Source organism: Phycisphaeraceae bacterium (assembly GCA_015709595.1).
GTDB lineage: Bacteria > Planctomycetota > Phycisphaerae > Phycisphaerales > SM1A02 > CAADGA01.
In genome coordinates this window covers 445,771-469,592 of the sequence record CP054178.1, presented here as the reverse complement: position 1 = coordinate 469,592, position 23,822 = coordinate 445,771, and the positions used below count along the sequence as shown (strand labels likewise).

The 23,822-nt window shown below is 67.7% G+C and carries 15 protein-coding genes and 1 tRNA gene; 11 read left to right on the top strand and 5 right to left on the bottom strand.

The window, feature by feature from the left end:
• The first annotated feature begins 215 nt into the window (after positions 1–215).
• Positions 216–1,925, top strand: coding sequence for a M3 family oligoendopeptidase (locus tag HRU76_02090; GenBank protein ID QOJ16452.1), 1,710 nt, complete (start codon positions 216–218; stop codon positions 1,923–1,925).
• 563 nt (positions 1,926–2,488) lie between these two features.
• On the opposite strand, the gene HRU76_02085 is transcribed toward HRU76_02090, so the two are convergent.
• On the bottom strand, positions 2,489–3,679 hold the full coding sequence (locus HRU76_02085; GenBank protein ID QOJ16451.1) for an exo-alpha-sialidase: 1,191 nt from the start codon (positions 3,677–3,679) through the stop codon (positions 2,489–2,491).
• Positions 3,680–3,763: 84 nt separating this feature from the next.
• Here HRU76_02085 and truB point away from each other — a divergent pair, with 84 nt between their 5' ends.
• Positions 3,764–4,516, top strand: coding sequence for a tRNA pseudouridine(55) synthase TruB (gene truB / locus HRU76_02080; protein ID QOJ16450.1), 753 nt, complete (start codon positions 3,764–3,766; stop codon positions 4,514–4,516).
• A 73-nt stretch (positions 4,517–4,589) separates the two neighbouring features.
• Here truB and acnA read toward each other — a convergent pair whose 3' ends face one another.
• The 3 genes from acnA to thrS form a co-directional block, all read right to left on the bottom strand.
• Entirely contained in the window at positions 4,590–7,394 is a 2,805-nt protein-coding gene (gene acnA, locus HRU76_02075; protein ID QOJ16449.1) for an aconitate hydratase AcnA, read from the bottom strand.
• A gap of 162 nt (positions 7,395–7,556) precedes the next feature.
• A complete protein-coding gene (locus HRU76_02070; protein QOJ19061.1) occupies positions 7,557–8,201 on the bottom strand; it encodes a translation initiation factor IF-3 in 645 nt (214 codons plus the stop codon).
• Between the two features lie 304 nt (positions 8,202–8,505).
• Positions 8,506–10,617, bottom strand: coding sequence for a threonine--tRNA ligase (gene thrS, locus HRU76_02065; GenBank protein ID QOJ16448.1), 2,112 nt, complete (start codon positions 10,615–10,617; stop codon positions 8,506–8,508).
• A gap of 401 nt (positions 10,618–11,018) precedes the next feature.
• On the opposite strand from thrS, the gene HRU76_02060 reads away from it, so the two are divergent.
• The 5 genes from HRU76_02060 to HRU76_02040 all read left to right on the top strand — a co-directional run bounded on the left by HRU76_02060 (position 11,019) and on the right by HRU76_02040 (position 16,795).
• On the top strand, positions 11,019–12,050 hold the full coding sequence (locus HRU76_02060; GenBank protein QOJ16447.1) for a hypothetical protein: 1,032 nt from the start codon (positions 11,019–11,021) through the stop codon (positions 12,048–12,050).
• 131 nt (positions 12,051–12,181) lie between these two features.
• Positions 12,182–13,039, top strand: coding sequence for a CDP-alcohol phosphatidyltransferase family protein (locus tag HRU76_02055; GenBank protein ID QOJ16446.1), 858 nt, complete (start codon positions 12,182–12,184; stop codon positions 13,037–13,039).
• 60 nt (positions 13,040–13,099) lie between these two features.
• Positions 13,100–14,812 (top strand): glutamate--tRNA ligase, encoded by a 1,713-nt coding sequence (locus HRU76_02050; protein ID QOJ16445.1) that lies wholly within the window; start codon positions 13,100–13,102, stop codon positions 14,810–14,812.
• 21 nt (positions 14,813–14,833) lie between these two features.
• Complete coding sequence (locus HRU76_02045; protein QOJ16444.1) at positions 14,834–16,600, top strand: glutamine--tRNA ligase/YqeY domain fusion protein; 1,767 nt, start codon at positions 14,834–14,836, stop codon at positions 16,598–16,600.
• Between the two features lie 110 nt (positions 16,601–16,710).
• Positions 16,711–16,795 (top strand) — tRNA-Leu (locus tag HRU76_02040).
• 152 nt (positions 16,796–16,947) lie between these two features.
• On the opposite strand, the gene HRU76_02035 is transcribed toward HRU76_02040, so the two are convergent.
• Positions 16,948–17,400, bottom strand: a complete 453-nt coding sequence (locus tag HRU76_02035) for a hypothetical protein (protein QOJ16443.1) — start codon at positions 17,398–17,400, stop codon at positions 16,948–16,950.
• A gap of 235 nt (positions 17,401–17,635) precedes the next feature.
• Here HRU76_02035 and HRU76_02030 point away from each other — a divergent pair, with 235 nt between their 5' ends.
• The 4 genes from HRU76_02030 to HRU76_02015 all read left to right on the top strand — a co-directional run bounded on the left by HRU76_02030 (position 17,636) and on the right by HRU76_02015 (position 23,664).
• A complete protein-coding gene (locus HRU76_02030; GenBank protein QOJ16442.1) occupies positions 17,636–18,220 on the top strand; it encodes a sigma-70 family RNA polymerase sigma factor in 585 nt (194 codons plus the stop codon).
• Between the two features lie 136 nt (positions 18,221–18,356).
• Entirely contained in the window at positions 18,357–18,983 is a 627-nt protein-coding gene (locus HRU76_02025; GenBank protein QOJ16441.1) for a hypothetical protein, read from the top strand.
• A gap of 86 nt (positions 18,984–19,069) precedes the next feature.
• The gene (locus tag HRU76_02020) at positions 19,070–21,958 is read left to right on the top strand and encodes a CHAT domain-containing protein (GenBank protein QOJ16440.1); all 2,889 of its coding nucleotides are present in this window, start codon (positions 19,070–19,072) and stop codon (positions 21,956–21,958) included.
• Between the two features lie 2 nt (positions 21,959–21,960).
• On the top strand, positions 21,961–23,664 hold the full coding sequence (locus tag HRU76_02015; protein QOJ16439.1) for a S8 family serine peptidase: 1,704 nt from the start codon (positions 21,961–21,963) through the stop codon (positions 23,662–23,664).
• Positions 23,665–23,822 lie beyond the last annotated feature (158 nt).

Sequence of the window (23,822 nt, the reverse complement as noted above, 5' to 3'; positions counted from 1 at the left end):
CAACGAACACCAACGCGATTCCCGAACCGCCAAAGAGAGATTCACCGCAGAGTCGCAGAGTGTGCAGAGAAGACAGGATCAGGAACCCCGACTTCTCTCTCTGCGAACTCCGCGCCTCTGCGGTGAATCCACGTCGAGGAACTTTTTCTCAACCTCATCCGTGCTTATCTGTGGTTCCAGTTCTTCGTGGTTCCAAGCCCTCACGGGAGTGATTCATGACTGTCGCGACAGCCGCATCGCCGTTTGTTCCCGCCGATCTCAACGCCGCCGACTGGACGGCCATCGAGCCGCTCTACCGAGCCCTGCTCAATCGCACGCTGCGATGCGACGGCTGTCTCCGCCAGCTCCTGCTCGACCGCAGCGAACTCGACAGCGCCGTCAGCGAGGCCCAGGCCAACCTGTACATCCAGATGACCTGCCACACGGATGATGAGAACCGCCGAGCGGCCTACCTGCACTTCGTCGAACACGTGGACCCCAAGGTCAAGCAGGTCTCCTTCGAGCTGGACCGCAAGATCGTCTCCTCCCCCCACGTGGCGAAACTCGACCCCGCCGCCTACGGCGTCCTCCTGCGCGACCTCAAGGCCGATGTCGAACTCTTCCGCGAGGAGAACATCCCACTCCAGACCGAGGAGACCAAACTCGACCAGCAGTACGACCAGATCTGCGGCGCGATGACCGTCACCTTCCGCGGCGAGGAGAAGACCCTGCCGCAGATGGGCCGGTTCCTCGAAGAAACCGACCGCGCCACCCGCGAGGAGGCGTGGCGCGGCGTGGCCGAACGCCGCTTCGCCGACCACGAACGAATCAGCGGCATCTTCGACCGGCTGGTCACCCTGCGCCACCAGATGGCCCGCAACGCCGGCTTTGAGAACTACCGCGACTACGCCTTCAAGCGCAAGCACCGCTTCGACTACACGCCCGCCCACTGCGAGCAGTTCCACCAGGCGGCGGAGGAATGCTGCGTGCCCCTGCTGCGGAAACTCAACGCCCAGCGCCGCAGGGAACTGAGCATCGACACGCTGCGCCCCTGGGACCTGTCCGTGGACATCAAGGGCCGCGGGCCGCTCAAACCCTTCGATGGGGCGGCGGACCTCATCGAAAAAACCGCCGGGCTGTTCCACCGCATGGACGGCCGGCTGGGCGAGTTGTTCGATCAACTCCGGGGGCCGGGAATGCTCGACCTGGAATCCCGCAAGGGCAAGGCGCCCGGCGGCTACCAGTACCAGCGCGACCGCTCCCGCAAGCCCTTCATCTTCATGAACGCCGCCGGGCTGCAGCGCGATGTCGAAACGATGGTGCACGAGGCGGGACACGCCTTCCACGCCCTGCTCAGCCAGCACCAGCCGCTGCTGGCGTATCGCCACGCCCCGCTGGAGTTCTGCGAGGTGGCCTCGATGAGCATGGAGCTCACCGCCCACCCGTTCCTGGGAGAGTTCTACGGGAGTGAGGGAGACGCCCATCGCGCCCGCCGCCGCCACCTGGAGCAGCTCGCCACGCTCCTGCCGTGGATCGCGACGATCGATGCGTTCCAGCACTGGATCTACACCCACCCCGGCCACTCGCGCGAGGACCGCACGAAACAGTGGCTGCTCCTCCAGGAACGCTTCGGCCCGGCGGATGACTGGTCCGGGCTGGAGCAGTACCGCGCGGTGGGCTGGCAGCGGCAGGGCCACCTCTTCGGCGCGCCGTTCTACTACATCGAGTACGGCATCGCCCAGCTCGGCGCGCTGCAGCTCTGGTCGCAGTACCGCCGCGACCCCCGCACCGCCATCGAACACTACACCCAGGCCCTCGCCCTCGGCGGCTCACGACCGCTGCCCGACCTCTTCAACGCGGCGGGGCTGGCTTTCGACTTCGGCCCGGCGATGATGAAGGCGCTGATGGAGGAAGTGCAGGGCGAGCTGGACCGGCTGCCGGTGTAGGGTCGGGGAGGAGGGATCAACACAGAGGGCCACAGAGGGACACGAAGAGAAAGCATAGTGGGGTGGTGTCCACGGATGAACACGGATGGAGGGGATGAAGATAGTAGGGTGGGGTGAGTCCTCGAACCCCACCGTTCCCGCCGCGACCCCCGCTCACGGATCGGTGGGATTCCCGGAGCGTCATCCCATCCTCCATCAACGGGACACCGGCGCGATCGAACGTCGTGGGCCGCTCGCACGGCTGAGACAGCCGTGGCACGCGAGCGTGGGGGTCAGATGCGGCTTGGTGTGCCACGGCCGTGACGGCCGTGCGGTCGCGCGAGAGCGGTGCGGCGGGATGAAGGACCGAGTCGTGAGGGGGACTGTCCGAACCGAGGCACCGGCGCGATCGAACATCGCTGCCCGCTCGCACGGCTGAGACAGCCGTGGCACGGGGATCGCACGGCTTACCGAGCCGTGGCACGCGGATCGCACGGCTCACCGAGCCGTGGCACGGGGATCGCATGGCTCACAGAGCCGTGGCACGGGGATCGCACGGCTCACCGAACCGTGGCACGGGGGCGTCAGGTCACCACCTGCACCTCGACTGACAGCACCCCCGGCAGATGCTCCGCGATGGGCTGCCAGGAGTCGCCGCCGTTGGGTGAGCAGTAGACCTGGCCGCCGGTGGTTCCGAAGTAGATGCCGCAGGGGTCGAGCGTGTCCACGGCCATGGCGTCGCGCAGCACGTTCACGTAGCAATCCTTCTGCGGCAGGCCGTTGGTGAGGGGCTCCCAGTCGCCCCCCCCACACGTGCTGCGGTAGACGCGGAGTCTGCCTTCGGGCGGGTAGTGGAGCGAGTCGCTGGTGATGGGCACGACGTAGATGGTGTCGGGGTTGTGGGCGTGGACATCGATGGGGAAGCCGAAGTCGCTGGGCAGGTCGCCGGAGACTTCGGTCCAGTGTTCGCCGGCGTTGTCGGAGCGCATGATGTCCCAGTGCTTCTGCATGAAGACGGTGTCGGGGCGGGAAGGGTGCAGGGCGATGCGGTGGACGCAGTGGCCGACTTCGGCGTCGGGGTCGGGGATGAACTGGGATCGCAGTCCCTTGTTGATGGGCTTCCAGGTCTGGCCGGCGTCATCGCTTCGGAAGCACCCGGCGGCGGAGATGGCGATGTAGAGCCGCCTGCCGCCGGAAGTGGGGTCGATGAGGATGGTGTGGAGTCCCAAGCCGCCCGCGCCGGGCTGCCACTGCCCCCCGGAAGGGTGGCCGCGGAGACCGGCCAGTTCGTGCCAGGAGCGTCCGCCGTCGGTGGTGCGGAAGAGGGCGGCGTCCTCGACGCCGGCGTAGGCCATGTCGGGGTTGTCGAGGGAGGGTTCGATGTGCCAGACGCGCTTGAACACCCAGGGTTTCTGGGTGCCGTCGTAGTACTGATGGGTGGTGAGGGGGGCTCCGCCGCAGGCGGGGTCTTCGTTGTAGAGGAACTTGTTGGATTCGCCCTTGGGCATGCCGTAGTCGCCGACAAGGTCTTCGGGCCTGGAGCCGGGGGTGTGCCAGGTCTGGCCGCCGTCGTCGGAGCGCTGGATGATCTGGCCGAACCAGCCGCTGGACTGGGAGACGTAGATGCGGCTGGGGTCGGCAGGCGAGCCCTTCATGTGGTAGATCTCCCAGCCGGCGAAGTGCGGGCCGTTGACGGTCCACTTTCTGCGGGCGGCGTCGGAGGTGATGATGAAGGCGCCCTTCTTGGTGCCGACGAGAACGCGGATGGCGGTCATGTGGTGTTCCTGAGCGGTGAACGTGGGGCGTGAGGGAAGCGGGACGCGACATGGTACCGCGGGGCGGGCGACGTATCCTGCCCCGTGAGCGAGTCGCGTGAACCCGTGTCGGGCGTGCTGGTGGTGGACAAGCCGGTGGGTCTGTCCAGCGCGCGGGCGGTGGCGATCGTGAAGCGCCGGGCGGGGGGCGTGCGCACGGGTCACGCGGGCACGCTCGACCCGCTGGCCACGGGCGTGCTGGTGATCGCGCTGGGCAAGGCCACAAAAATCATCGAGCGGCTGATGAACACCAGCAAGCGCTACCGCACGGCGATCGACCTGAGCGCGTTCACCACGACGGATGACGCCGAGGGCGAGCGGCTGGACGTGGAGCGCGCGGGGGGGGTGGGTGGCGTGGGATGTGTGGGGGGGCCGCCGACGCGGGAAGATGTTGAACGGGCGCTGGCGGGGTTCGCGGGGCGGATCATGCAGCAGCCGCCGAGCTACAGCGCGATGAAGGTGGGCGGGCGGCGGGCGTACCGGCTGTCGCGTCAGGGTCAGCCGCCGCACCTGGCGGCGCGGGCGGTGGTGGTGCATTCGATCGCGCTGTCGCGCTACGACTGGCCGATTGCGGAAGTGGAGCTGCACTGCGGCAAGGGGTTCTACGTGCGCTCGCTGGCGCGCGACCTGGGGAAGGCGCTGGGGACGGGGGGCTTCTGCGCGTCGCTGCGGCGCACGGCGGTGGGGCCGTTCGATGAATCCATGGCGGTCGGGCTGGAGGCGCTGCCGGAGCGGATCACTGCGGGGGACGTGATCTCAATCGAGCGCGCGCTGGCGATGGTGGACGCGGCGTGCTGAGTGGTGGGCGCTGGCGGGCGCCCCATCTCGGCATGGCTGAAGGCGGGTGGACTGCGGCGCGGGTGTCGATGCGTCAGGCGTGGGCCGCCATCTTGCGCAGCACGGTCTGCAGGATGCCGCCGTTCCGCATGTACTCCACTTCCACCGGCGTATCAACGCGGCAGGTGGTGGTGAAGGTGATGACGCCGGCGCCGCCCGGCTTGCGGGCGCGGACGGTGATGTCCTGCCGTGGCAGCAGCGGGTCGGGCACGTCGATGTCGAAGAGTTCGGCGCCATCCAGGCCCAGAGAGCCCGCGTTCTGACCCGGCTTGAAGGTGAGCGGCAGCACGCCCATGCCGACGAGATTGCTGCGGTGGATGCGCTCGAAGCTCTCGGCGATGACGGCCTTCACGCCCAGCAGGAAGGTGCCCTTGGCCGCCCAGTCGCGCGAGGAGCCCATGCCGTAGTCCTTGCCGGCGAGGATGATGAGCGGCGTGCCGTCGGGGGCGCGGTTGATGTCCGGGTCGGAGGTCTGGCAGGCGCCGTAGGACACGGCGGCGTCGAAGACGGGCACGGTGGGCGCGTCCGCGGCGGCGTTGTTATCCTTGCCGAGGTACTTCGTGAAGCCGCCCTCGCGTCCGTCGGCGAGCTTGTTCCTGATGCGGGTGTTGGCGAAGGTGCCGCGCACCATGACGCGGTCGTTGCCGCGGCGCGAGCCGTAGGAGTTGAACATCGCGGGCGGCACGCCGTGCGCGATGAGATAGGCGCCGGCGGGCGAGTCCTTCTTGATCGACCCGGCGGGGGAGATGTGGTCGGTGGTGACGGAGTCGCCCAGCAGCAGCAGGCATCGGGCGGCGCGGATCGAGGCGACCGGCCTGGGCCCGGCCGCCATGTCGCGGAAGAAGGGCGGCTCCTGGATGTAGGTGGACCTGGCGTCCCACTCGTAGAGGTGGCCGGTGGGGGCGGCGATGGCGCGCCATTCGGACGAGCCGTCGAACACGTGGGCGTACTGCGCCTGGAACTGCTGTCGCGTCACGTTGCGGCTGACGATGTCCCGGACTTCCTCGGGCGTGGGCCAGATGTCGCGCAGGTAGACATGCTTGCCCAGGGGATCGACGCCGATGGGGTCTTTCGTCACGTCGATGTCCACCGTGCCCGTCAGGGCGTACACCACCACCAGCGGCGGGCTGGCGAGGTAGTTGGCCTTCACGTCGGCATGAATGCGGCCCTCGAAGTTGCGGTTGCCGGAAAGGACGGAGGCGACGACGAGGTTGTTGTCGTTGATGGCGGCGCTGATGGCGTCGGGCAGCGGGCCGGAGTTGCCGATGCAGGTGGTGCAGCCGTAGCCGACGGTGTTGAAGCCGAGTTCGTCGAGGTACTCGGTCAGCCCCGCCTGGTTGAGGTATTCGGTGACGACCTTGCTGCCGGGCGCGAGCGAGGTCTTGACCCACGGCTTGCGCATCAGGCCCTTCTCGCGGGCCTTCTTCGCCACCAGTCCGGCGGCGACCATGACATCCGGGTTGCTGGTGTTGGTGCAGGAGGTGATGGCGGCGATGACCACCGCGCCATGGCGCAGGGCGAACTCCTCGCCGTCCATCATCACGGGCACGCCTTCGTCTCCCGCGGCGGCGACGGCGGTCGCGGTGGGGGCGGTCATCGTTCCCGCGGCGGCGGCGGCGGACTTCTTCGCCGTGGCCAGGAAGCCGGGCAGCTCGGTGCGCCACGCGTTTCGCATGTCGGAAAGGGCCACGCGATCCTGCGGGCGGCGCGGACCGGCCAGCGAGGGCTCGACGGTGGACATGTCCAGCTCGAGCATCGAGGAGTAGACGAAGCGGTTCTCCCGCGCCGAATCGCGCCACAGCCCCTGATGGCGGCAGTACTGCTCGACGGCGCCGACATGCGCCTCCGAGCGGTTCGTCTGGCGCAGGTACGCGAGCGTCTGCCCGTCGATGGGGAAGAAGCCGATGGTGGCGCCGTACTCCGGCGCCATGTTGGCGATGGTGGCGCGGGTGGCGACGGGCATGGAGGCCAGTCCATCGCCGATGAACTCGACGAACTTGTTGACCACGCCGTGGGCGCGGAGCATCTGCGTGACGGTGAGCACCAGGTCGGTGGCGGTGACGCCCTGGCGCAGTGTTCCTGTGAGGCGGAAGCCGACCACTTCGGGCAGGAGCATGTAGATGGGCTGGCCGAGCATCACGGCCTCGGCCTCGATGCCGCCCACGCCCCAGCCCACCACGCCCAGCCCGTTGATCATGGTGGTGTGGCTGTCGGTGCCCACGCAGGAGTCGGGGTAGAGCACGGGCGGGCCGCTCGTGTTCTCACGTTCCCACACGACCCTGGCGAGGTATTCGAGGTTCACCTGGTGAACGATGCCGGTGGCGGGCGGCACCACGCGGAAGTTCTCGAACTTCTGCTGCGCCCACTTGAGCAGGGCGTAACGCTCGCTGTTGCGCTCGAACTCGTGACGGCTGTTGATGGTGAGCGCGGCCCCGGTGCCGAAGGCGTCCACCTGCACCGAGTGGTCGATCACCAGGTCGCAGGGCACCAGGGGATTGACCTTCATCGGGTCGCGTCCCATCCGCTGCATGGCGTTGCGCATGGCGGCCAGGTCCACCACGCAGGGCACGCCGGTGAAGTCCTGAAGCACCACGCGGCCGGGCATGAAGGGAATCTCGATCTCGCCCACGTTGCGGGCGTCGTAGCGGGCCACGGCGCGTACGTCGTCTTCCGTGACGATGAAGCCGTCCAGGTTGCGCAGCACCGCCTCGAGGAGCACGCGGATCGAGTAGGGCATGGTGGGCAGATCGCCCAGGGCATTCAACTGGAAGATCTGCCGGGGACCGAGCGGCGTGGAGAGCGTGGTCCGGGCCTTGAACGGGTCGGCGTGCTGGGTCATGGGGCGTTGGTTCCGTGGCTGAACGGGCGACGCCCAAGTGTATGCGGCGCGCCGGTGGAATCCTGCCCATGAGCCGACGCGGAAGGGTCCTTGTCCAGTGATCGTCCAACAAACAAGGCGGCACGGGGCCGCCTTGGGATCACGCCGGGGACGAACGGGACGTCAGGCGTCGGAAGCCGCCGTTTCCTCCTGCGTCTCGTCGATCAGATCATCATCATCGTCATCATCGTCGATGGGCGGCAGGTCGGGGGTGGAGGCCGGGAGGGTCTTGCCCTCCGCCTGGAGCTTGCGCTTGTACTGCTCGACCTTGGTCTTGTCTGGCGCCAGGATCATCGACATGCGCTTGCCGAAGAGGCGCGGCGGCACTTCCACCTTGGCCACGTCGCCGAGTTCCTGGATGATCTCCTGCATGCGCTGGTCGCCGCGTCCCTTGTGCTGGAGCTCGCGTCCGCGGAAGTTCTGGACGATCTGCACCTTGTGGCCCTCGAGCAGGAACTCGCGGGCCTTGCGCAGGCGGATGGCCACGTCGTGGGGGTCGATCTTCATGGACCGGCCCAGCCGGACTTCCTTCAGTTCCCCGCCCTTGGACTTGCTCTTGTTCGCCTTGTCCTTCTTGGCCTGTTCGTACTTGAACTTGCCGTAATCCATGATGCGGCAGACGGGGGGGCGCACGTCGGCGGCCACCTCGACCAGGTCCAGCCCGAGTTCGCGGGCGCGCTGCAGGGCCTCATACGTGGGGACTTCTCCCACGTTCTGTTCGTTTTCGTCGATCAGCCGGATGGGGCTGATGCGGATCTGCTCATTCATCCGCGGACCGCGGAAGTGGCGATCGTCTCTCGAGTAGTATGGTCGGCGACTGATGGGCATGTCCTTTCAGGTGTGGCGGCACGAAGACACAGCGCGGCGCACGGGCCGCGCCCACGGGTGGAAACTCACTTGGATCCGGTGCGAAGGGCGGGGCGCATGCGTCAACACGTCCCGCGCCGCTTCAAGGAGAGATGATGCATCGGACGATCCAACTCCATCGGGAAGCCGCCTGCGGGCCACGCCGGGGCTGCTTCCGATGTCCCTAGACTATCTTCCCGGACGCGACGGAGCAACTTTTTCTTTCCTAACCGCCGACCGGCTGGGAAGCCCCCCACGGATGGGTCAGCGAGCGGGCGGCGATCTCCTCGGCAAGCCGGTCGATGAACTCATCCAGCGGCACGGCGCCCACGTCACCCGCGCCGCGCAGCCGAATTGAGACGGTTCCCATCTCCTGATCGCGCCCGCCCACCACCACCAGGTAGGGCACCTTCATCTCCGAGGCGGCCTTGATCTTGGCCTGGAGCCGGTCGTTGCCGCTGTCGAGGGTCGCCCGGATGCCCCGCTCGGACAGTGCCGCCAGCACCCGGCCCGCGTAGTCGTTGAACTTCTCGCTGATGGGCAGCACCCGCGCCTGCTCCGGGGCCAGCCAGGTGGGGAAGGCCCCCTCGAAGTGCTCGATCAGCACGCCGAAGAACCGCTCCATCGAGCCGAAGGGAGCACGGTGAATCATCACCGGACGGTGGGGCTTGTTGTCCGGCCCCACGTACGACAGGTCGAATCGGATGGGCAGGTTGTAGTCCACCTGCACGGTGCCCAGTTGCCAGTCACGCCCGATCGAGTCCTTGACGATGAAGTCGATCTTGGGACCGTAGAAGGCCGCTTCGCCCGGTTCCTCGGAGAAGGGCACGCCCAGGGTCTTGGCGGCGGCGCGGCAGGCGGCCTCCGCCTTGTCCCAGTTGGCGGGATCGCCCACGTACTTGCTTGAATCGGGATCGCGCAGACCTACCCGCACCCGGTAGTTGGTCATGCCCAGGGTGGTGAGGACGAGTTTCACGAGGTTGAGGCAGCCCATCACCTCGACGGGCACCTGGTCCTCGGTGCAGAAGAGGTGGGCGTCATCCACGGTGAAGCCGCGCACGCGGGTCAGGCCGTTCAACTCGCCCGACTGCTCGAAGCGGTACACAGTGCCGAACTCGGCGAGGCGCTGCGGCATGTCGCGGTACGAGTGGGGCTGCGAGTCAAAGATCTTGATGTGATGCGGGCAGTTCATCGGCTTGAGCAGGAAGCCGTCCAGTTCGCCGCGACCAAGCCGGTTGCTCAGTTCCGCGCACGAACAGCCCTCCAGCGCCAGCCGATTGACGGTGTCGCGCTCGATGAGCGGCGGGAACTGCGACTCGGCGTAGTACGGGTAGTGTCCACTGGTGCGATAGAGATTCAGGTTGCCGATGTGGGGGGTGTAGACGAAGACGTAGCCCGCCTTGACGAGTTCGCCTCGGATGAACTCCTCCAACTCGCGCCGCACCACCGCGCCGTTGGGAGTCCAGAGGATCAGCCCCTGTCCGACGGACTCGTCGATGTGATAGAGATGGAGTTTCCTGGCCAGGACGCGGTGATCGCGCTTGCGGGCCTCCTCCATCTGGTTCAGGTGGGCTTCCAGCTGCTTCGGGTCGGCGAACGCGGTGCCGTACACGCGGGTGAGGCGGTCGGACTTTTCATCGCCATGCCAGTAGGACGAGGCCAGCGACATCACCTTGAACGCGCCGACGGGAATGCGCCCGGTGGATGGCACGTGGGGGCCGCGACAGAGATCTTCCCAGCACGACTGCGGGCCGGGCACGGTCGGATCGGCGGGAACCGGGCCGGTGACGTACCACGAGAGCCGGTCCGATCCGCCCTCGATGGCGCGCTGCGCGTTGTCAAGCTTGTACTTGCTGCCCTCGGCCTTGAGTTTGCGCAGACCCTCGTGAACGGGCAGTTCGTACCGGGTGAATGGTCGATCCTCGGCGATGATCTTCGCCATCTCCGCCTCGATGCGCTCGAAGTCGGCGGTGGAAAGGGGGCGCTCGGACGGAACGGCCATGTCGTAGTAGAAACCGTTGTCCACGGGCGGGCCGTACACCAGCTGCACGCCGGGGATGAGGCGCTGAATCGCCTCCGCCATCACGTGGGCGGCGGAATGGCGGATCAAGTACAGCGCGTCCGGGCTGGACTGGCCGGTCTTGCGGTCGATGGCGGTAATCAGCGCCAGTGAGCAGTCGCGGTCGATGGGCGCGGTCAGGTCGCTCAGGACGCCATCGATCTTGGCGCCGATGGCGGCCTTGGCCAGCCCGGGTCCGATGTCCTCGGCCACCTTTTTCGCGGTGACCGGGCCGGGGTATTCTCGAACGCTTCCGTCCGGGAGAGTGATGCGTGGCATGAGGGGCGTCCAGAAGTCAGAGGTCAGAAGTCAGGGAGCGGTCATCGGAGGTTGCGCGAACAGGGGATTGGAGCATGTGGTTTATCGGTCATCGAACGCCTCGATCAGCGGCGTCGCGGACTCGTGGCGTGATTGAGAACCGACTCGTGATTCCCGACAACCGCTCCAAAACAAACAACGGGCCCGGCGTCGGCCGTGCCCGTGCATGATCGTGTGATCGCGTCCAGCACGCAACGGCCGTCACCGCGCGGAGGCGGTGGTGGTGGTCGTCGTGGTGGCGGGGCGAGCAGAGAACATGGTCGGTGGAGCATATCCCGACAGGTGTCCCGGTCAATGGCCGACCTTCCGGGTCGGAGGCGCTATGATCCGCTCGCACGCCGCGCCCCCAGTTGCGACGACGAATGACGATTCGACGCTTCCTGCCGCCGGTGCTTCTCCTGCTCAGCACGACGCTGGCGTTGTCCTGCGCCTCGACTTCCAAGGATTCAGGGGGGACGGCCGGGGGCGGGTCTTCCGGCTCGCGTCCGGGTGGGAGCACGCTCGCCGACGCCGTCGCCGCGGGCGGGGCGGGAGCATCCGTCGGGGCGGTCTCGATCTCGGACAACGGGCTGGAGGTCAAGATGTGGATCGTCGGCGACGACCCGGCGGTGGTCGGACCGGCGTTTACCTCTCTGGGCGAGCCGTTGTCGCTGCCGCCCGCCCGGCTTGAACGCCTGCGTGAGAATGGCTTCCGCATGGCTCGCGTGCCTCTGGCGAATCTGCCGGAGTTGCGCCGGCTTCTGGGTGGGGCTTCGATCGACCAGAAGTGGTGGTTCGGGCAGGTGTTCGAATGGCGAGAGGTCTTCCGCCGAGGCATGGGCGGCGAGACGCGGGGTGTGGCGGTGGACGGCCGGGTGCGACCCTTCGGCGGGGGAGAGTTCACGCTGCTCATCCGGGCCTGGACCACCAAGACCGAAGACGGGCCGCGACTGCAGTTTGACCTCGTGCCCGCCTTCACCCGCAACGAAGGGGCGCCGATTCGTCGTCTGCTGGATGAGAAGCCCGGTGTGGAGGCGTTCGGATTGCTCCACGTGGGCCTGCGGCTGGAGCCGGGCTACGCCTACGTGATCACGGGCGAGTCTCCAGGGGCGGACTGGACGCGGCTGACCAGTGAGCGCAACAACCCCGATCGCGTCACCCCCCCCAGCGGCGGCGGCGTCCGAGGCAGCGTGGGTCCGATGGATGTGTTCGGGCCGGACAGCGCCGGACCGGCCACGATCGGCGAGACGCTGCTGCGCGGCAATGAGCCGGTCAGCAACCGCCTGGTGATTGTGTTCATCCCCCACATTCCCGCCACGCTCTACCCCCCCGAGCTGGCGCCGTGGAACACGCCGGGCGACGGGGGCGATGATGCCGTCGAGCCGTCTTCACCTCAAACGGGGGCCGCGCCGTGACGCCGCCGACGCCATCACCCGCTCCGGGGTCTCCGGTGGAGCCGGACAACCGCCGTCGATCGCGTGATCTGGAAGGTCGGCGCCGCCTCAGGCCGCATCGTCGTCGTCGTCGTCTGCCCCCCATGTCGGTGGTGCCCACCCTGTGCACGCTGGGCAACCTGGTGGCGGGATTCGCCGCGATTCACTTCGCGGCCAAGGATCCCACCCTGTTCCGCGGGCCGTGGGGCTGGACGGGTCTGACGCTCGCCGGGCTGCTCATTTTCGTGGGCATGTTCTTCGACGGCGTGGACGGTACGGTGGCGCGGCTGACGCGATCGACCTCGAAACTCGGCGCTCAGCTCGATTCGCTCTGCGACATGGTGACGTTCGGCGTGGCTCCGGCCTTCATGGCCCTGCGACTCATCATCGTTCACATCGAGCGGCTCGAGGGGCAGGTGTGGATGATCGGGCCTGAGGCCGATTCCGTCTTCGGCAAGATCCTCTGGGGCATCGCGGCGGCGTACGTGTGCTGCGCGGCGCTGCGGCTGGCGCGCTTCAACGTCGAGTCCGACCTGAGCGGCGTCAACGACCACACGCTGTTCCGCGGACTGCCCACGCCCGGGGCGGCGGGGGCGGTGGCCAGTCTGGTGATTCTCCATCAGCACCTGCTGGTGACGACCTTCCCCCCGCCGGACGTACCGCTGGGTTTTGTGCAGGGAACCGCCCTCATTGTTCCATTCGTGATGCTGCTCTGCGCCATCGGCATGGTCAGTTCGATTCCGTATGTCCACGTGACCAACCGGTATCTGCGCGGGCCGCAGAGTTTCGCCTACATCGCCCGCATCGTCATCGTGCTGGCGCTGGCGGTGTGGTGGCTGCAGGTCACGCTGGCGGTGGTCTTCGCCACGTACGCCGCGTCGGGCCCGGTGCGGCTGCTCTGGCGATCAGTGCGTCAGAAGCGTCCCCCCACGCTCCCCTCGCCTCCCGCGCCCCCCGCGATGGCCGCCTGAGTTTCCGGCGGCGTCGGCGATCTTCGACAACCCGTCATCCTCCGAATACCCTTGCGTTCGATGCCTGATTCGTCCGCCATCGTGCGCACACGCTTCGCGCCCAGCCCCTCGGGCCACCTGCACGTGGGCGGGGCGCGCACCGCGCTCTTCTGCTGGGCCTACGCCCGGGCGCGCGGCGGGCGCTTCATGCTGCGCATCGAGGACACCGACCAGAAGCGCTCCTCGGACGCCGCCAGCGTGGGGTTCCTCGAGGATCTCATGTGGCTTGGCATCGACTGGGACGAAGGGCCGGTGTACGAGGCGCCCGACGGACGCCGCGCTGGCGGGGGCGAGTACGGGCCGTACTTCCAGAGCCAGCGGCTGGACATTTATGACCGCGAGATCGATCGCCTGATCCGCGAGGGCAGGGCCTACCGCGCGTTTGAGACGCCTCAGGAGCTCGACGCCGCCCGCGCCCGGGCCGCCGCGGAGAAGCGACCCTATCGCTACGACCGCGCTTCGCTGCGACTCGACCGGGCGACGATCGAGCAATACCTGAACGAAGGCCGCCCGCACGTGGTGCGCTTCCGCGTTCCGGATGAGGGTTCAGTCGTCGTGCGCGACCAGGTGCGGGGCGACGTGGTCACCGACCTGCGCGAACTGGACGATTTCGTCATCCGCAAGCAGGACGGCTTCCCGATGTACAACTTCGCGGTGGTGGTGGATGATGAACTGATGGGCGTGACGCACGTGATCCGCGCCCAGGAGCACCTCTCCAACACACCCAAGCACATGCTGCTGCAACAGGCCTTGGGATACCGCACGCCGGTGTACGCGCACATCTCGATCATCACGAACCCGGACGGGTCGAAGATGAGCAAGCGGGACAAGGACAAAGCCCTGCGAGCCGCGGTGAAGCAGCGTCAACTGTCCGCCCCGCCCGCAGGGGCCGTCGCGCCGTCGCGCTGGGCGTGGTGGCTGGAATCGGGCGATCATCAGCTGGACCTTGAGGAGGCCGAACGGCTTGCGGCGGTGATGGCCATCGACCTGCCCGAGATCAACGTGGATGACTTCCGCAGGCGCGGCTACCTGCCCGAGGTGATGATCAACTACCTGGCTCTGCTCGGCTGGAACCCCGGCGAGAACGTCGAGAAGTTCGACGCCGCGTTTCTCATCGAGAAATTCGACTTCGACCGGGTCATCAAGTCGCCCGCGAAGTTCGATCGCGCCAAGTTGCTGGCCTTCAACGTGGACGCCATCGCGGCGCTCCCGGCGGACGAGTTCGCGGCGCGGCTGCGGCGTCACGGCGAGCGGTATCATCCGCGGTTCATCGCCGCGCTGGGGCCGGAGCGCTTCGCGTTGTTCGCCCGCGCCAACCAGGCGCGATCGAAGACGCTGGACGACCCGTTCCGCGACGGCCGGTTCTTCGTGCTGCCCGATGACGCCATCGAGATCGAGGACAGCAAGCCGGTGCGCAAGGCGCTGGGCGGCGGGAGCGGTGGGGAAGGCGGCGATGGGAGCCGAGGGGGCTTCGATCACCTCGAGGCGATGCAACCCGTTCTGCGCGCACTGGAGCCGTGGACGATTCAGTCCATCGAGCATGCCGTCAAGCAGTACGCGGATGCCCACGCGGACGGGCAGCTCGGCAAGGTCGCGCAGCCGCTCCGTGTCGCGGTGAGCGGCGGCACGGTCAGCCCGGCCATCTTCGAGACGCTGGCGATCCTGGGGAAAGACGCAACCCTACGCCGCATCGAGCGATGTCTTTCCAGGCGCGGATCCTTCGCCGCGACGTGAACTGTTCAACCCGATCACACCATGACCACCGCCGAACCCATCTCAAAGACGAACTTCATCCGTGAGATCATCGATGCCGATCTCGCCAGCGGGAAGCGCACGCAGGTGGTCACGCGCTTTCCGCCCGAGCCCAACGGCTACCTGCACATCGGTCACGCCAAGTCCATCTGCCTCAACTTCGGCCTGGCCCGCGACTACGCGGGCGTCGCCAGCGGGGGGGCTCGCTGCCATCTGCGCTTCGATGACACCAACCCCACCAAGGAGGAGCAGGAGTACATCGACTCCATCAAGCGTGACATCCGCTGGCTCGGCTTCGACTGGGGAGCGCACGAGTACTACGCGAGTGATTATTTCGAGCAGCTCTACGAGTGGGCCATAGTTCTCATCCGCAAGGGTCTGGCGTACGTCTGTGATCTCTCCGCCGAGCAGGTGGCCGCCACGCGGGGCACGCCGACGATTCCCGCTACGCCCAGCCCCTATCGCGACCGGTCCGTCGAGGAGAACCTCGACCTCTTCCGCCGCATGCGGGCGGGTGAGTTTCCCAACGGCGCCCGCACGCTGCGGGCGAAGATCGACCTCGCCTCGCCCAACTTCAACCTGCGCGACCCTGTGCTGTACCGCATCCTCCATCACCCGCATCCGCGCACGGGCGATGCGTGGTGCATCTACCCCATGTACGACTACGCGCACGGCCAGAGCGACGCCATCGAGGGCATCACCCACTCCATCTGCACGCTGGAGTTCGAGGATCACCGACCGCTCTACGACTGGTTCATCACCAACATCGGCATCACGCATCATCCGCAGCAGATCGAGTTCGCACGGCTCAATATCACGCACACCCTGATGAGCAAGCGCAAACTCCTCACGCTGGTGGAGGAGGGCATCGTGCGCGGCTGGGACGACCCCCGCATGCCCACGCTCGCCGCCGCGCGACGAAGAGGCGTCCCGCCCGAAGCCCTGCGCGACCTGTGCGACGGCGTCGGCGTGGCCAAGCGCGAGCATGTCATCGAACTCGCCCGGCTTGAGCATCACATCCGCGAGCGTCTCAACAGGACGGCCTCCCGCCGCATGGCCGTGCTGCGTCCCCTGAAACTGGTCATCACCAACTACCCGGAGGGCCAGGTCGAATACCTGCCCTGCATCAACAACCCGGAGGATCCGGCGGCAGGGACGAGAGATGTTCCCTTTTCGCGCGAACTCTTTATTGAGCGGGACGACTTCGCGCAGGTTCCGCCGCCCAAGTTCCACCGGCTGTCGCCCGGCGCGGAGGTGCGGCTGCGCTCCGCCTACTGGGTGAAGTGTCACGAGGTCATCAAGAACCCCGCTGGCGAGATCACCGAGGTCCGTTGCACGTTCGATCCCGCCACGCGCGGCGGAGAGAGCCCGCCCGACGGACGCAAGGTGAAGGCCACGCTCCACTGGGTGAGCGCCGCGCACGCGATTCCCGCCGAGGTGCGGCTGTACGAGCCGCTGTTCTCGACCGAGGATCCGAACGATGACACCGATGGCCGCACGTGGAAGGACAACATCAATCCGAAGTCGCTGGAAGTGATTGATCCGGCGTGGGTGGAGCCGTCGCTGGCGGCGGCCGTCAGCCGTCAGCCGTCCGCCGTCAGCCAATCTGAACCCTCTCCCCCTGGGAGAGGGCAGGGTGAGGGGGCTTCCCTTCCCACGTACCAGTTCGAGCGACTGGGCTACTTCTGCCTCGATCCGGACACGACGGCGAAGAAACTCGTCTTCAATCGCACGGTGACGCTGAAGGATTCGTTCGGCAAGTCGCGTTGAGGGTCCGGATGAGGCGTACGAGAGGGAATGGCCGTGGCGACTCAGCGATGACGTGCGCGGGTGGTGGCGGCTCCACGCATCGCGCCAATAATGGGTCGCGTCACGATGCAGCCGAAGTGGCGGAATTGGCAGACGCGCCGGATTCAAAATCCGGTGCCCCATAAAGGCGTGAGGGTTCGACTCCCTCCTTCGGCATTCCACTCCGTTCATCTCGTCCCAAGCGCTCGGCTCCCACAGGTGAGCGGCGTTTCCTCGTGAGTCGATCCAATGGAAAGCGCCCCCGGCGTGGGGGCGCTTGGTGAGGCAGTCGATCCTGCCGACGGCGCGGGATTGACCGCCGCGATTTGTCAGCTCCGCACGCGGAAATTCCCCGACACCGGGCCGACGGTGAGCGAGTCGCCCTCGATCACGCGGGGGAAGTTCTCGGGCAGGGGCTGCCATTCCTCGGGGTCGTCGATGAAGCGGGCGGTCTTCAGGTTGAGTTCGCCGGTGCCGAACTCATCGGTGGTGATCTCACCGAGCAGCGTGCCGTTGAAATGAACCTCGTAGACCCAGTTCGGCTCGGCGTCCTCGATCTCGATGGCCAGGCGCTGCTCGACGCCGGCGCGGCGTTCGCGGTCGCGGTAGACGCCCTTGCCGCTGGCCAGGGTCTGGCCGCGCAGGCGGGCGACGGCCTTGTACCAGTCGGCCCTGACGGCGGCCGACGTCGGCGCCGCCGAGGCGATCGAAGTCGTGGCGAGGTGGCCCAGGGGCAGCAGCAGGGCGCCCGTGGCGATGGTCATGGCAAGCATCTTCTTCATGGGATGGTCCTTCCGGGAAACTGGAGAGAGGGAGGAAACGCGGGTCGCGTCCGGGTTCCGCACACGCGGGTGGCTGCGACCTCACAGCAGAGCGGCACGCGCGGCGGGTGATACATCCCCTCATTCGATTCCACGGCGGACGCGCGATGAGAGGGCGCCCGGCTCCGCCGTATGATCCTGACCGTATCGGGGCCCGTGAGGCGCCCCGGATGGATGCTCCGGTTGCGCCGCACCAATGTCCACCGATCGACAGAGCGATCCCGCGTTGATCCGCCGATGCCTGGCGGGCGAGTCGCGCGCGTGGGAGACCATGGTCGATCGTTACAAGCGGCTGGTCTACTCCATCCCGCGCCGCTACGGCATGGACGACGCCGACGCAGAGGACGTCTTTCAGAACGTCTTCGCCATCCTGCTGCGTCATCTCGATCAGTTGCAGGATCAGACCAAGCTCAGTGCGTGGCTCATCACGACGGCCCATCGGGAGTGCTGGCGGCTGGGGCGGCGCAAGCCCAAGGACGAACCGCTGGAGGAGCGCGACATCCGAGCCGACGCCCCGCCTGACGCCCTGATCGACCGGTGGGAGCGGCAGCACATCGTCCGTACCGCCCTGGAGCGACTGGGCGACCCGTGCAAATCGCTCCTCGAAGCCCTGTTCCTCAACACCTCGCAACCGGGATACGAGGCCATCGCCCGTTCGCTCAACATGAAGATCGGCAGCATCGGCCCCACGCGGGCGAGGTGCTTCAGGAAGATGCAGACCATCCTTGATGAGATGGGCTACACGCCGGACGGAGCAACGGGGGGAGCCGATGGCGGCTGACCGGGCAGGACGGCCTCCTGCGGCAGAGACGGGATCGGGGCATCTCAGGCGTGTGCCAAAATAAGGCAAAATCCCCAGGGGGTGTATTCCTGGTTCGTGTGCAACACTCTACAGGTCGGAAGGCGGGTATACGACCATGACGTCACGCAGCATCACGCACGAACAACTGATCGCCTACGCCAGCGGAGATCTGACCGGCGACGAGGCCGCCGCGGTGGCCGCCCACGTCAAGGTCGATCCGCACGCCCGGGCCACCGTTGAGGCGTGGCGGTCCGTGGCCGCTGCGTGGCGCACCGATGACACGACGACTCCGTCTGAGCAGGTCGTCGCCCGTGTGAAGCAGATGTACGCCGCTCGTCCGGCTTCAGCAGCCGCGCCTCGGGCGGCGTGGCTGGAGCTGCTCGACCGCGTGCTGGCGACGCTGGTCTTCGACAGCCGCACCCAGCCGGCCATGGCCGGGTTTCGCGGCACGGCGGAAGTTGTGCGTCTCTCCTTCACCTGCGAACTGGGCGACGTGGACCTGGAAGTGCTGCCGCCCGACGGCGCCGGCGACGCGCGGGCCCGCGTCATCGGACAGATGAGTCCGAGCGGGCCGAAGGCGGATCACGTCGCGTTCTGCCGTCCCGGCACGCGCGAGGTCGCGGCGGACGGCCCCGTGCTGCCGGACGGCACCTTCGAACTGCTCGTGGAGCCGGGAGCGTACGACCTGCTGCTCCACGTGTCCGGGCGCATTCTGACGGTTCCTTCTCTTGAGTTGACCTGAGCATTCCGCGACGTGTTTCGGACAAGACCGCGCGCACCAGTGATTCATCCGTCCCGCGGGCAAGGAGGCCCGGAAGCATCCGACCCATGCCCATGACCGATCGCTCCGCATCCAACGCGACGCTGCTTGAGGCCCTTTCCGGGCTGGCGCCATCGGAGCGCGCCGCGGCGGTGCGTGAGTTTCGAGGGCACGATGCGGGGGCGGTGAATGACCTGCTCCTCGCGCTGGGCGACGAGGCCGAGCGACTCCTGGGCGTGGAGGTCGCCCGTGCCAGGGCCGCCGCTGAAATTGTTGTCGCACTGGCCGACCAGGTGGGCGGACCCGCGGCGCGTTCGCGGGCGAGGCGGGCGCTGGGGCAGGCCCTCGCCTATGCCGGTGAACTGCACGCCGCCCTCGATGTCTGCCGCGGGGCGGCGGTCATCGCTGATCAGGCGGGCGAGGTGGTTCACGCGGCTCGCGCGCGGCTGGCGTCGATCCACCCGCTGGGCGAGACGGGTCGGCTCGATGACGCCGTCAGGGCCGGCGAACAGGCGTGGACCATGCTGACCGAAGCGGGCGAGCCGGCGCTGGCGGCCCGTGCGGACCTGAACCTGGGCGTCATTCACCGCAAGCGAGACGACCCCTCTCGCGCCGTCATGCACTTTCAGCGCGCCCGCGGGCCGCTGGCGAACGAGCCGGGCATCCTGGCGCGATTGGAAAGCAACCTGGGCGAAGCGCTCCTCGATCTGAACGATCTTGACGGGGCGGAGGAAGCATTTCAGTCGTCGCTTGCGGCGTTTCACAAGACCGGGCAGAGCTGGGGCGCGGCGATCGTGGAGGGCAATCTTGCCGATCTGGCCACGCGGCAGGGACGGCTGGATCGGGCGCTCTTCCACTTCGAGTCCGCGCGTCGATTGCTGGAGAAGGACCAGTCGCCCACGCATCTGGCGCGACTGCTCGTGGAGCAGGCCGACGCCAAAGCCGCGCTCGGATTGCTCGATGACGCGGCCGCCGACTACGACGCCGCACTGGTGAAACTGGAGCGCGCCGGTCAGCCATTCGACGCCGCCCGGGCCGCCGCGGGGCTGGCGCGCGTGCGCCTGAGGCAGAATCGGGCCGCCGAGGCGATGACGCTGCTCGATCAGGCGGCGAACGGGCTTCGCGCCCTGAACCGGCGCACCGAACTGGCCCGCGTGGAACTGCTCGCCAGCGAACGCGCCGTGCTGGCGGGCGACATGGAGGAGGCCGCCCGACTCGTCCACGCCGCCCTGGAGGCGTGGCGTGAGCGTCCGGTTGATGCCGCCACGGCGAGGTATCACCTGGCCCGCCTCGCGCTGCTGCGGGGCGACGCCGCTCAGGCCGAGCGGGAGATCGAGGCCGCTCTGTCGGTGGCGGAGGAGCACGGCCTTGCGCCGCTGGCGGGCGACCTGCTGCACCTGCGCGGGCAGGCGAGCGAAGCACGGGGCGATCGCGCCCGCGCCATCGTCGAGTACCGCGCCGCCATCGAGCGCATCGAGCGCGTGCGCGGCGCGCTGCAGGCCGACCGCTTCCGGGCCGCGCTGCTGGGCAACCGGCTGGAGCCCTACGGTCATCTCGCCCGCGCGCTGCTGGAGGTCGGCTCGCCCGAGGCGCTGGCCGAGGCGTTCCACGTCGTCGAACAGCAGCGCAGCCGCTCGTTGCTCGATCTCGTACGCGGCGTCATCGACCCCGCCGGCGCGGGAGTTGCCCGCACGACGGAGGAGGCGGATCTGCTCGCCCGGCTCGGCGACTGTCAGCGACGGCTCAACCATCTGTACCGACGTTTCGACGAGGGGCGCCCCGCCGACCCCGGGTGGCGGTCCGACGTACGCACCCTGGAGGATGAAGTCGCGCAGCTCGAAGTCCGCCTGAGCGCGACGCAGGGAGTCGCGGCGTATTTCAGCCACGGCGCCACGCTTGCCGAGGTTCAGCGGACGCTCTCCACCAGGGAGGCCCTCATCGAGTATGCCCGCATCGGTGACGCGCTGGCGGCCTTCGTCGTCACCCCGCACGGGCTGACGGTTCGGGAGCTGGGCTGCACGCCCGGTGCGGCGACGGATCTCGTCCGCCGCTTCCACTTCCAGATTGGTCGCGCCCTGCGCCCCGGCGCGCTGGATGGGGATCGAGAGGCACGCCTCGCCGCCGATGCTCGGGGCGCCTGCGCCGCGCTGTACGACGCGCTTATCCGTCCGCTGGCGGAGCACCTGCAAACCGTCGATCGGCTGTTCATCGTGCCGTGGGGTCCGCTCCACGCGCTGCCCTTCAGCGCGCTGTGGGGCGAGGAGCGTTACCTGATTGAGTCGAACGAAGTGATTCAACTCCCCAGCGCGGCGTTGCTGGCCCACTTGCGCGAGCGCGCCTGGTCACCAGATCGCTCCCTCACGATCGCGGCTCACTTCGACGCGGCACACGGGGACCACGGCACGCTCGTGGTCGGCGTGGCGGACGCTCGTGCGCCCCGAATCACCGAGGAGGCGATGGCCGTCGCCTCGATGCTGCCCGGCTCGACGCTGCTGCTGGGCGCAGACGCCGCGTTCGATCGTTTCACCGAGGCGTCCCGCAACGCCGGGCTGATCCATGTCGCCGCTCACGGTCGCTTCGACCCCGGCAGCCCGCTCTCGTCCGGCATTCGCCTGGCTGATCGCTGGGTGACCATGCGCGACGTGGCGCGGCTGTCGCTCGACGGCGCGGCGGTCATCCTCAGCGGCTGCGAAACCGGGCTGGCTTCGGTCGAGAGCGGCGAGGAGCTGATCGGCCTGCAGCGGGCGTTCCTCACCGCCGGCGCCTCGTCGGTCACGTCGTCGCTGTGGATCGTTTCCGATGACGCCACGCTGGAACTGATGCGGTCGTTCTATCATCAGGCGGCATCCGGGTCGATGGAGCGCAGCGCCGCGCTCCGTTGCGCCCAGCGTTCCATGATGGCACGCCGTCCGCACCCCGCGTGCTGGGCCTCCTTTGTTCAGGTGGGATTGCCATGAACATGAACAATCGCTTCCGATGGCTTGTCTGCGCCGCCGCGCTGGCGGCGGCCGTCGTCGCCGTGCCGGTTCGGGCCCAGGAAGATCCGCCGATTGAACTCCAGGTGATGATCCGCCTGGCGCCGGGCTACTCCATCGACGCCTTCAACCAGCAGTACGGCACGCAGACGCTTCGCTCCATCGTCACGCGCAACACGCACCTGCTGCTGCTGCCCGAAGGCACCAACGAGGAGGCGTGGAACAACGCGCTGCGGCAGAACCCGCCTCCCGGCTACCTGTGGAGCGAGATCAACTACGACGGGCAGGATGGCGAAGGCCGCACCGGCAGTTTCTATGTGGCGGGCGTCAACGCGCGCAATCGCTACGGAACGCAGTACTCGCGCGCCACGCTGCGGCTTGCGGAAGCGCATCAGACCGCCACCGGCCAGGGCGTCATTGTCGCCGTGCTCGACACGGGCGTGGACGCCACGCACCCCGAACTCATCGATCGCCTGCTCCCCAACGGCTACAACTTCGTCGATGACAACGCCAACACGCTCGACCTGCCCGACGGGCAGGACAACGACGGCGATACGTTGATCGATGAGTCGCACGGGCACGGCACGTTCATGGCCGGTCTGGTGGCGATGGTCGCTCCGGATGCGAAGATTCTGCCCATCAAGGTGCTCAACTCCGACGGGCACGGCGACGGCTTCCTCTTCGCCGCGGGCGTGTACTACGCCATCGATCAGGGAGCGGACGTGATCAACATGTCGCTCGGGTCAACGTATAATGCCAAGGCGGTGGAGGAGGCCATCGCCGAGGCGGTGTCCAAGGGGATCGTTGTCGTCGGTGCGGCAGGCAACATGGCGTGGGAGGAGCCCCGGGAGTATCCCGCCATGCGCTCCGAGGTCATCGGCGTGGTGGCGGTGGATGAGAACGACGTCAAGGCCCCGTTCAGCAACTACAACCGCAAGGCGTCTCTTTCAGCGCCCGGCGTGGGCATCTACAGCACGATTCCCACCGACGGGCAGGGCTACCAGTACGCCGAGTGGCTGGGGACGAGCCCCTCCACCGCGCTGGTGTCCGGCGCGGCGGCACTGGTCTCGCAGCGCGTGGCCCACATGCCCCGGACGATCTCCAAGTCGCTGGCCATCCGCACCGCGCTCGAGGGATCATCCGTTCCCATCGATCATCTGAACCTGCCCGAGTACGAGCGCATGTTGGGCGTTGGTCGGGTGGATGCCGCCGCCGCCATGACCCACGACGTGTCGGGCACCTGGCTGACGGGGGCCATCATCCGCAAGGGGTCGCTGGTGGGTGACGGGCCGTGGCAGGGGCTGATCGAGGTGGGGGGCGGGCAGATGCGGGTCCGATCTGTCCTTGCTGGGACCGGCAATCATCGCATGGACCTGATCGTCGATGCCGCGACAACGATTGCTCAACCCTCCGGGATCGACCTGAAGGTCCGGTCACGGCTGAGTGTGCCGGCCGGCACGGCCCGTCTCTTCCTCCGCGACTTCACCACCAACAAGTGGGTGAAGGTGGACGAGTACGCCCTGGGAAGAACGATGCAGGCGCAGCGCGTCAACGGGCTTCCGGCGGGGAACTTCATCGACAGCGCCGGGCGGATCCGGGTGATGATTCGTCACGTCGTCACGGTGCCGCCCGCCTCCAACTACTTTGATTCCTTCATCGACCAGGTCCAGGTGACGGTGCGTCAATGAGGGCGCCTGCGGGTGGCGGGGCGTTGGTCCGGGGGTTCCGAACCCGGAACCTTCGCCTCCGGCCCGCGTCGGGTGATTGCAACCGCGAGGGATTCTGCCCATAATCACGGGTAACTCCGTGGGGTTGGTCCACGTACGTACGGAGTTCGTCATCCGGT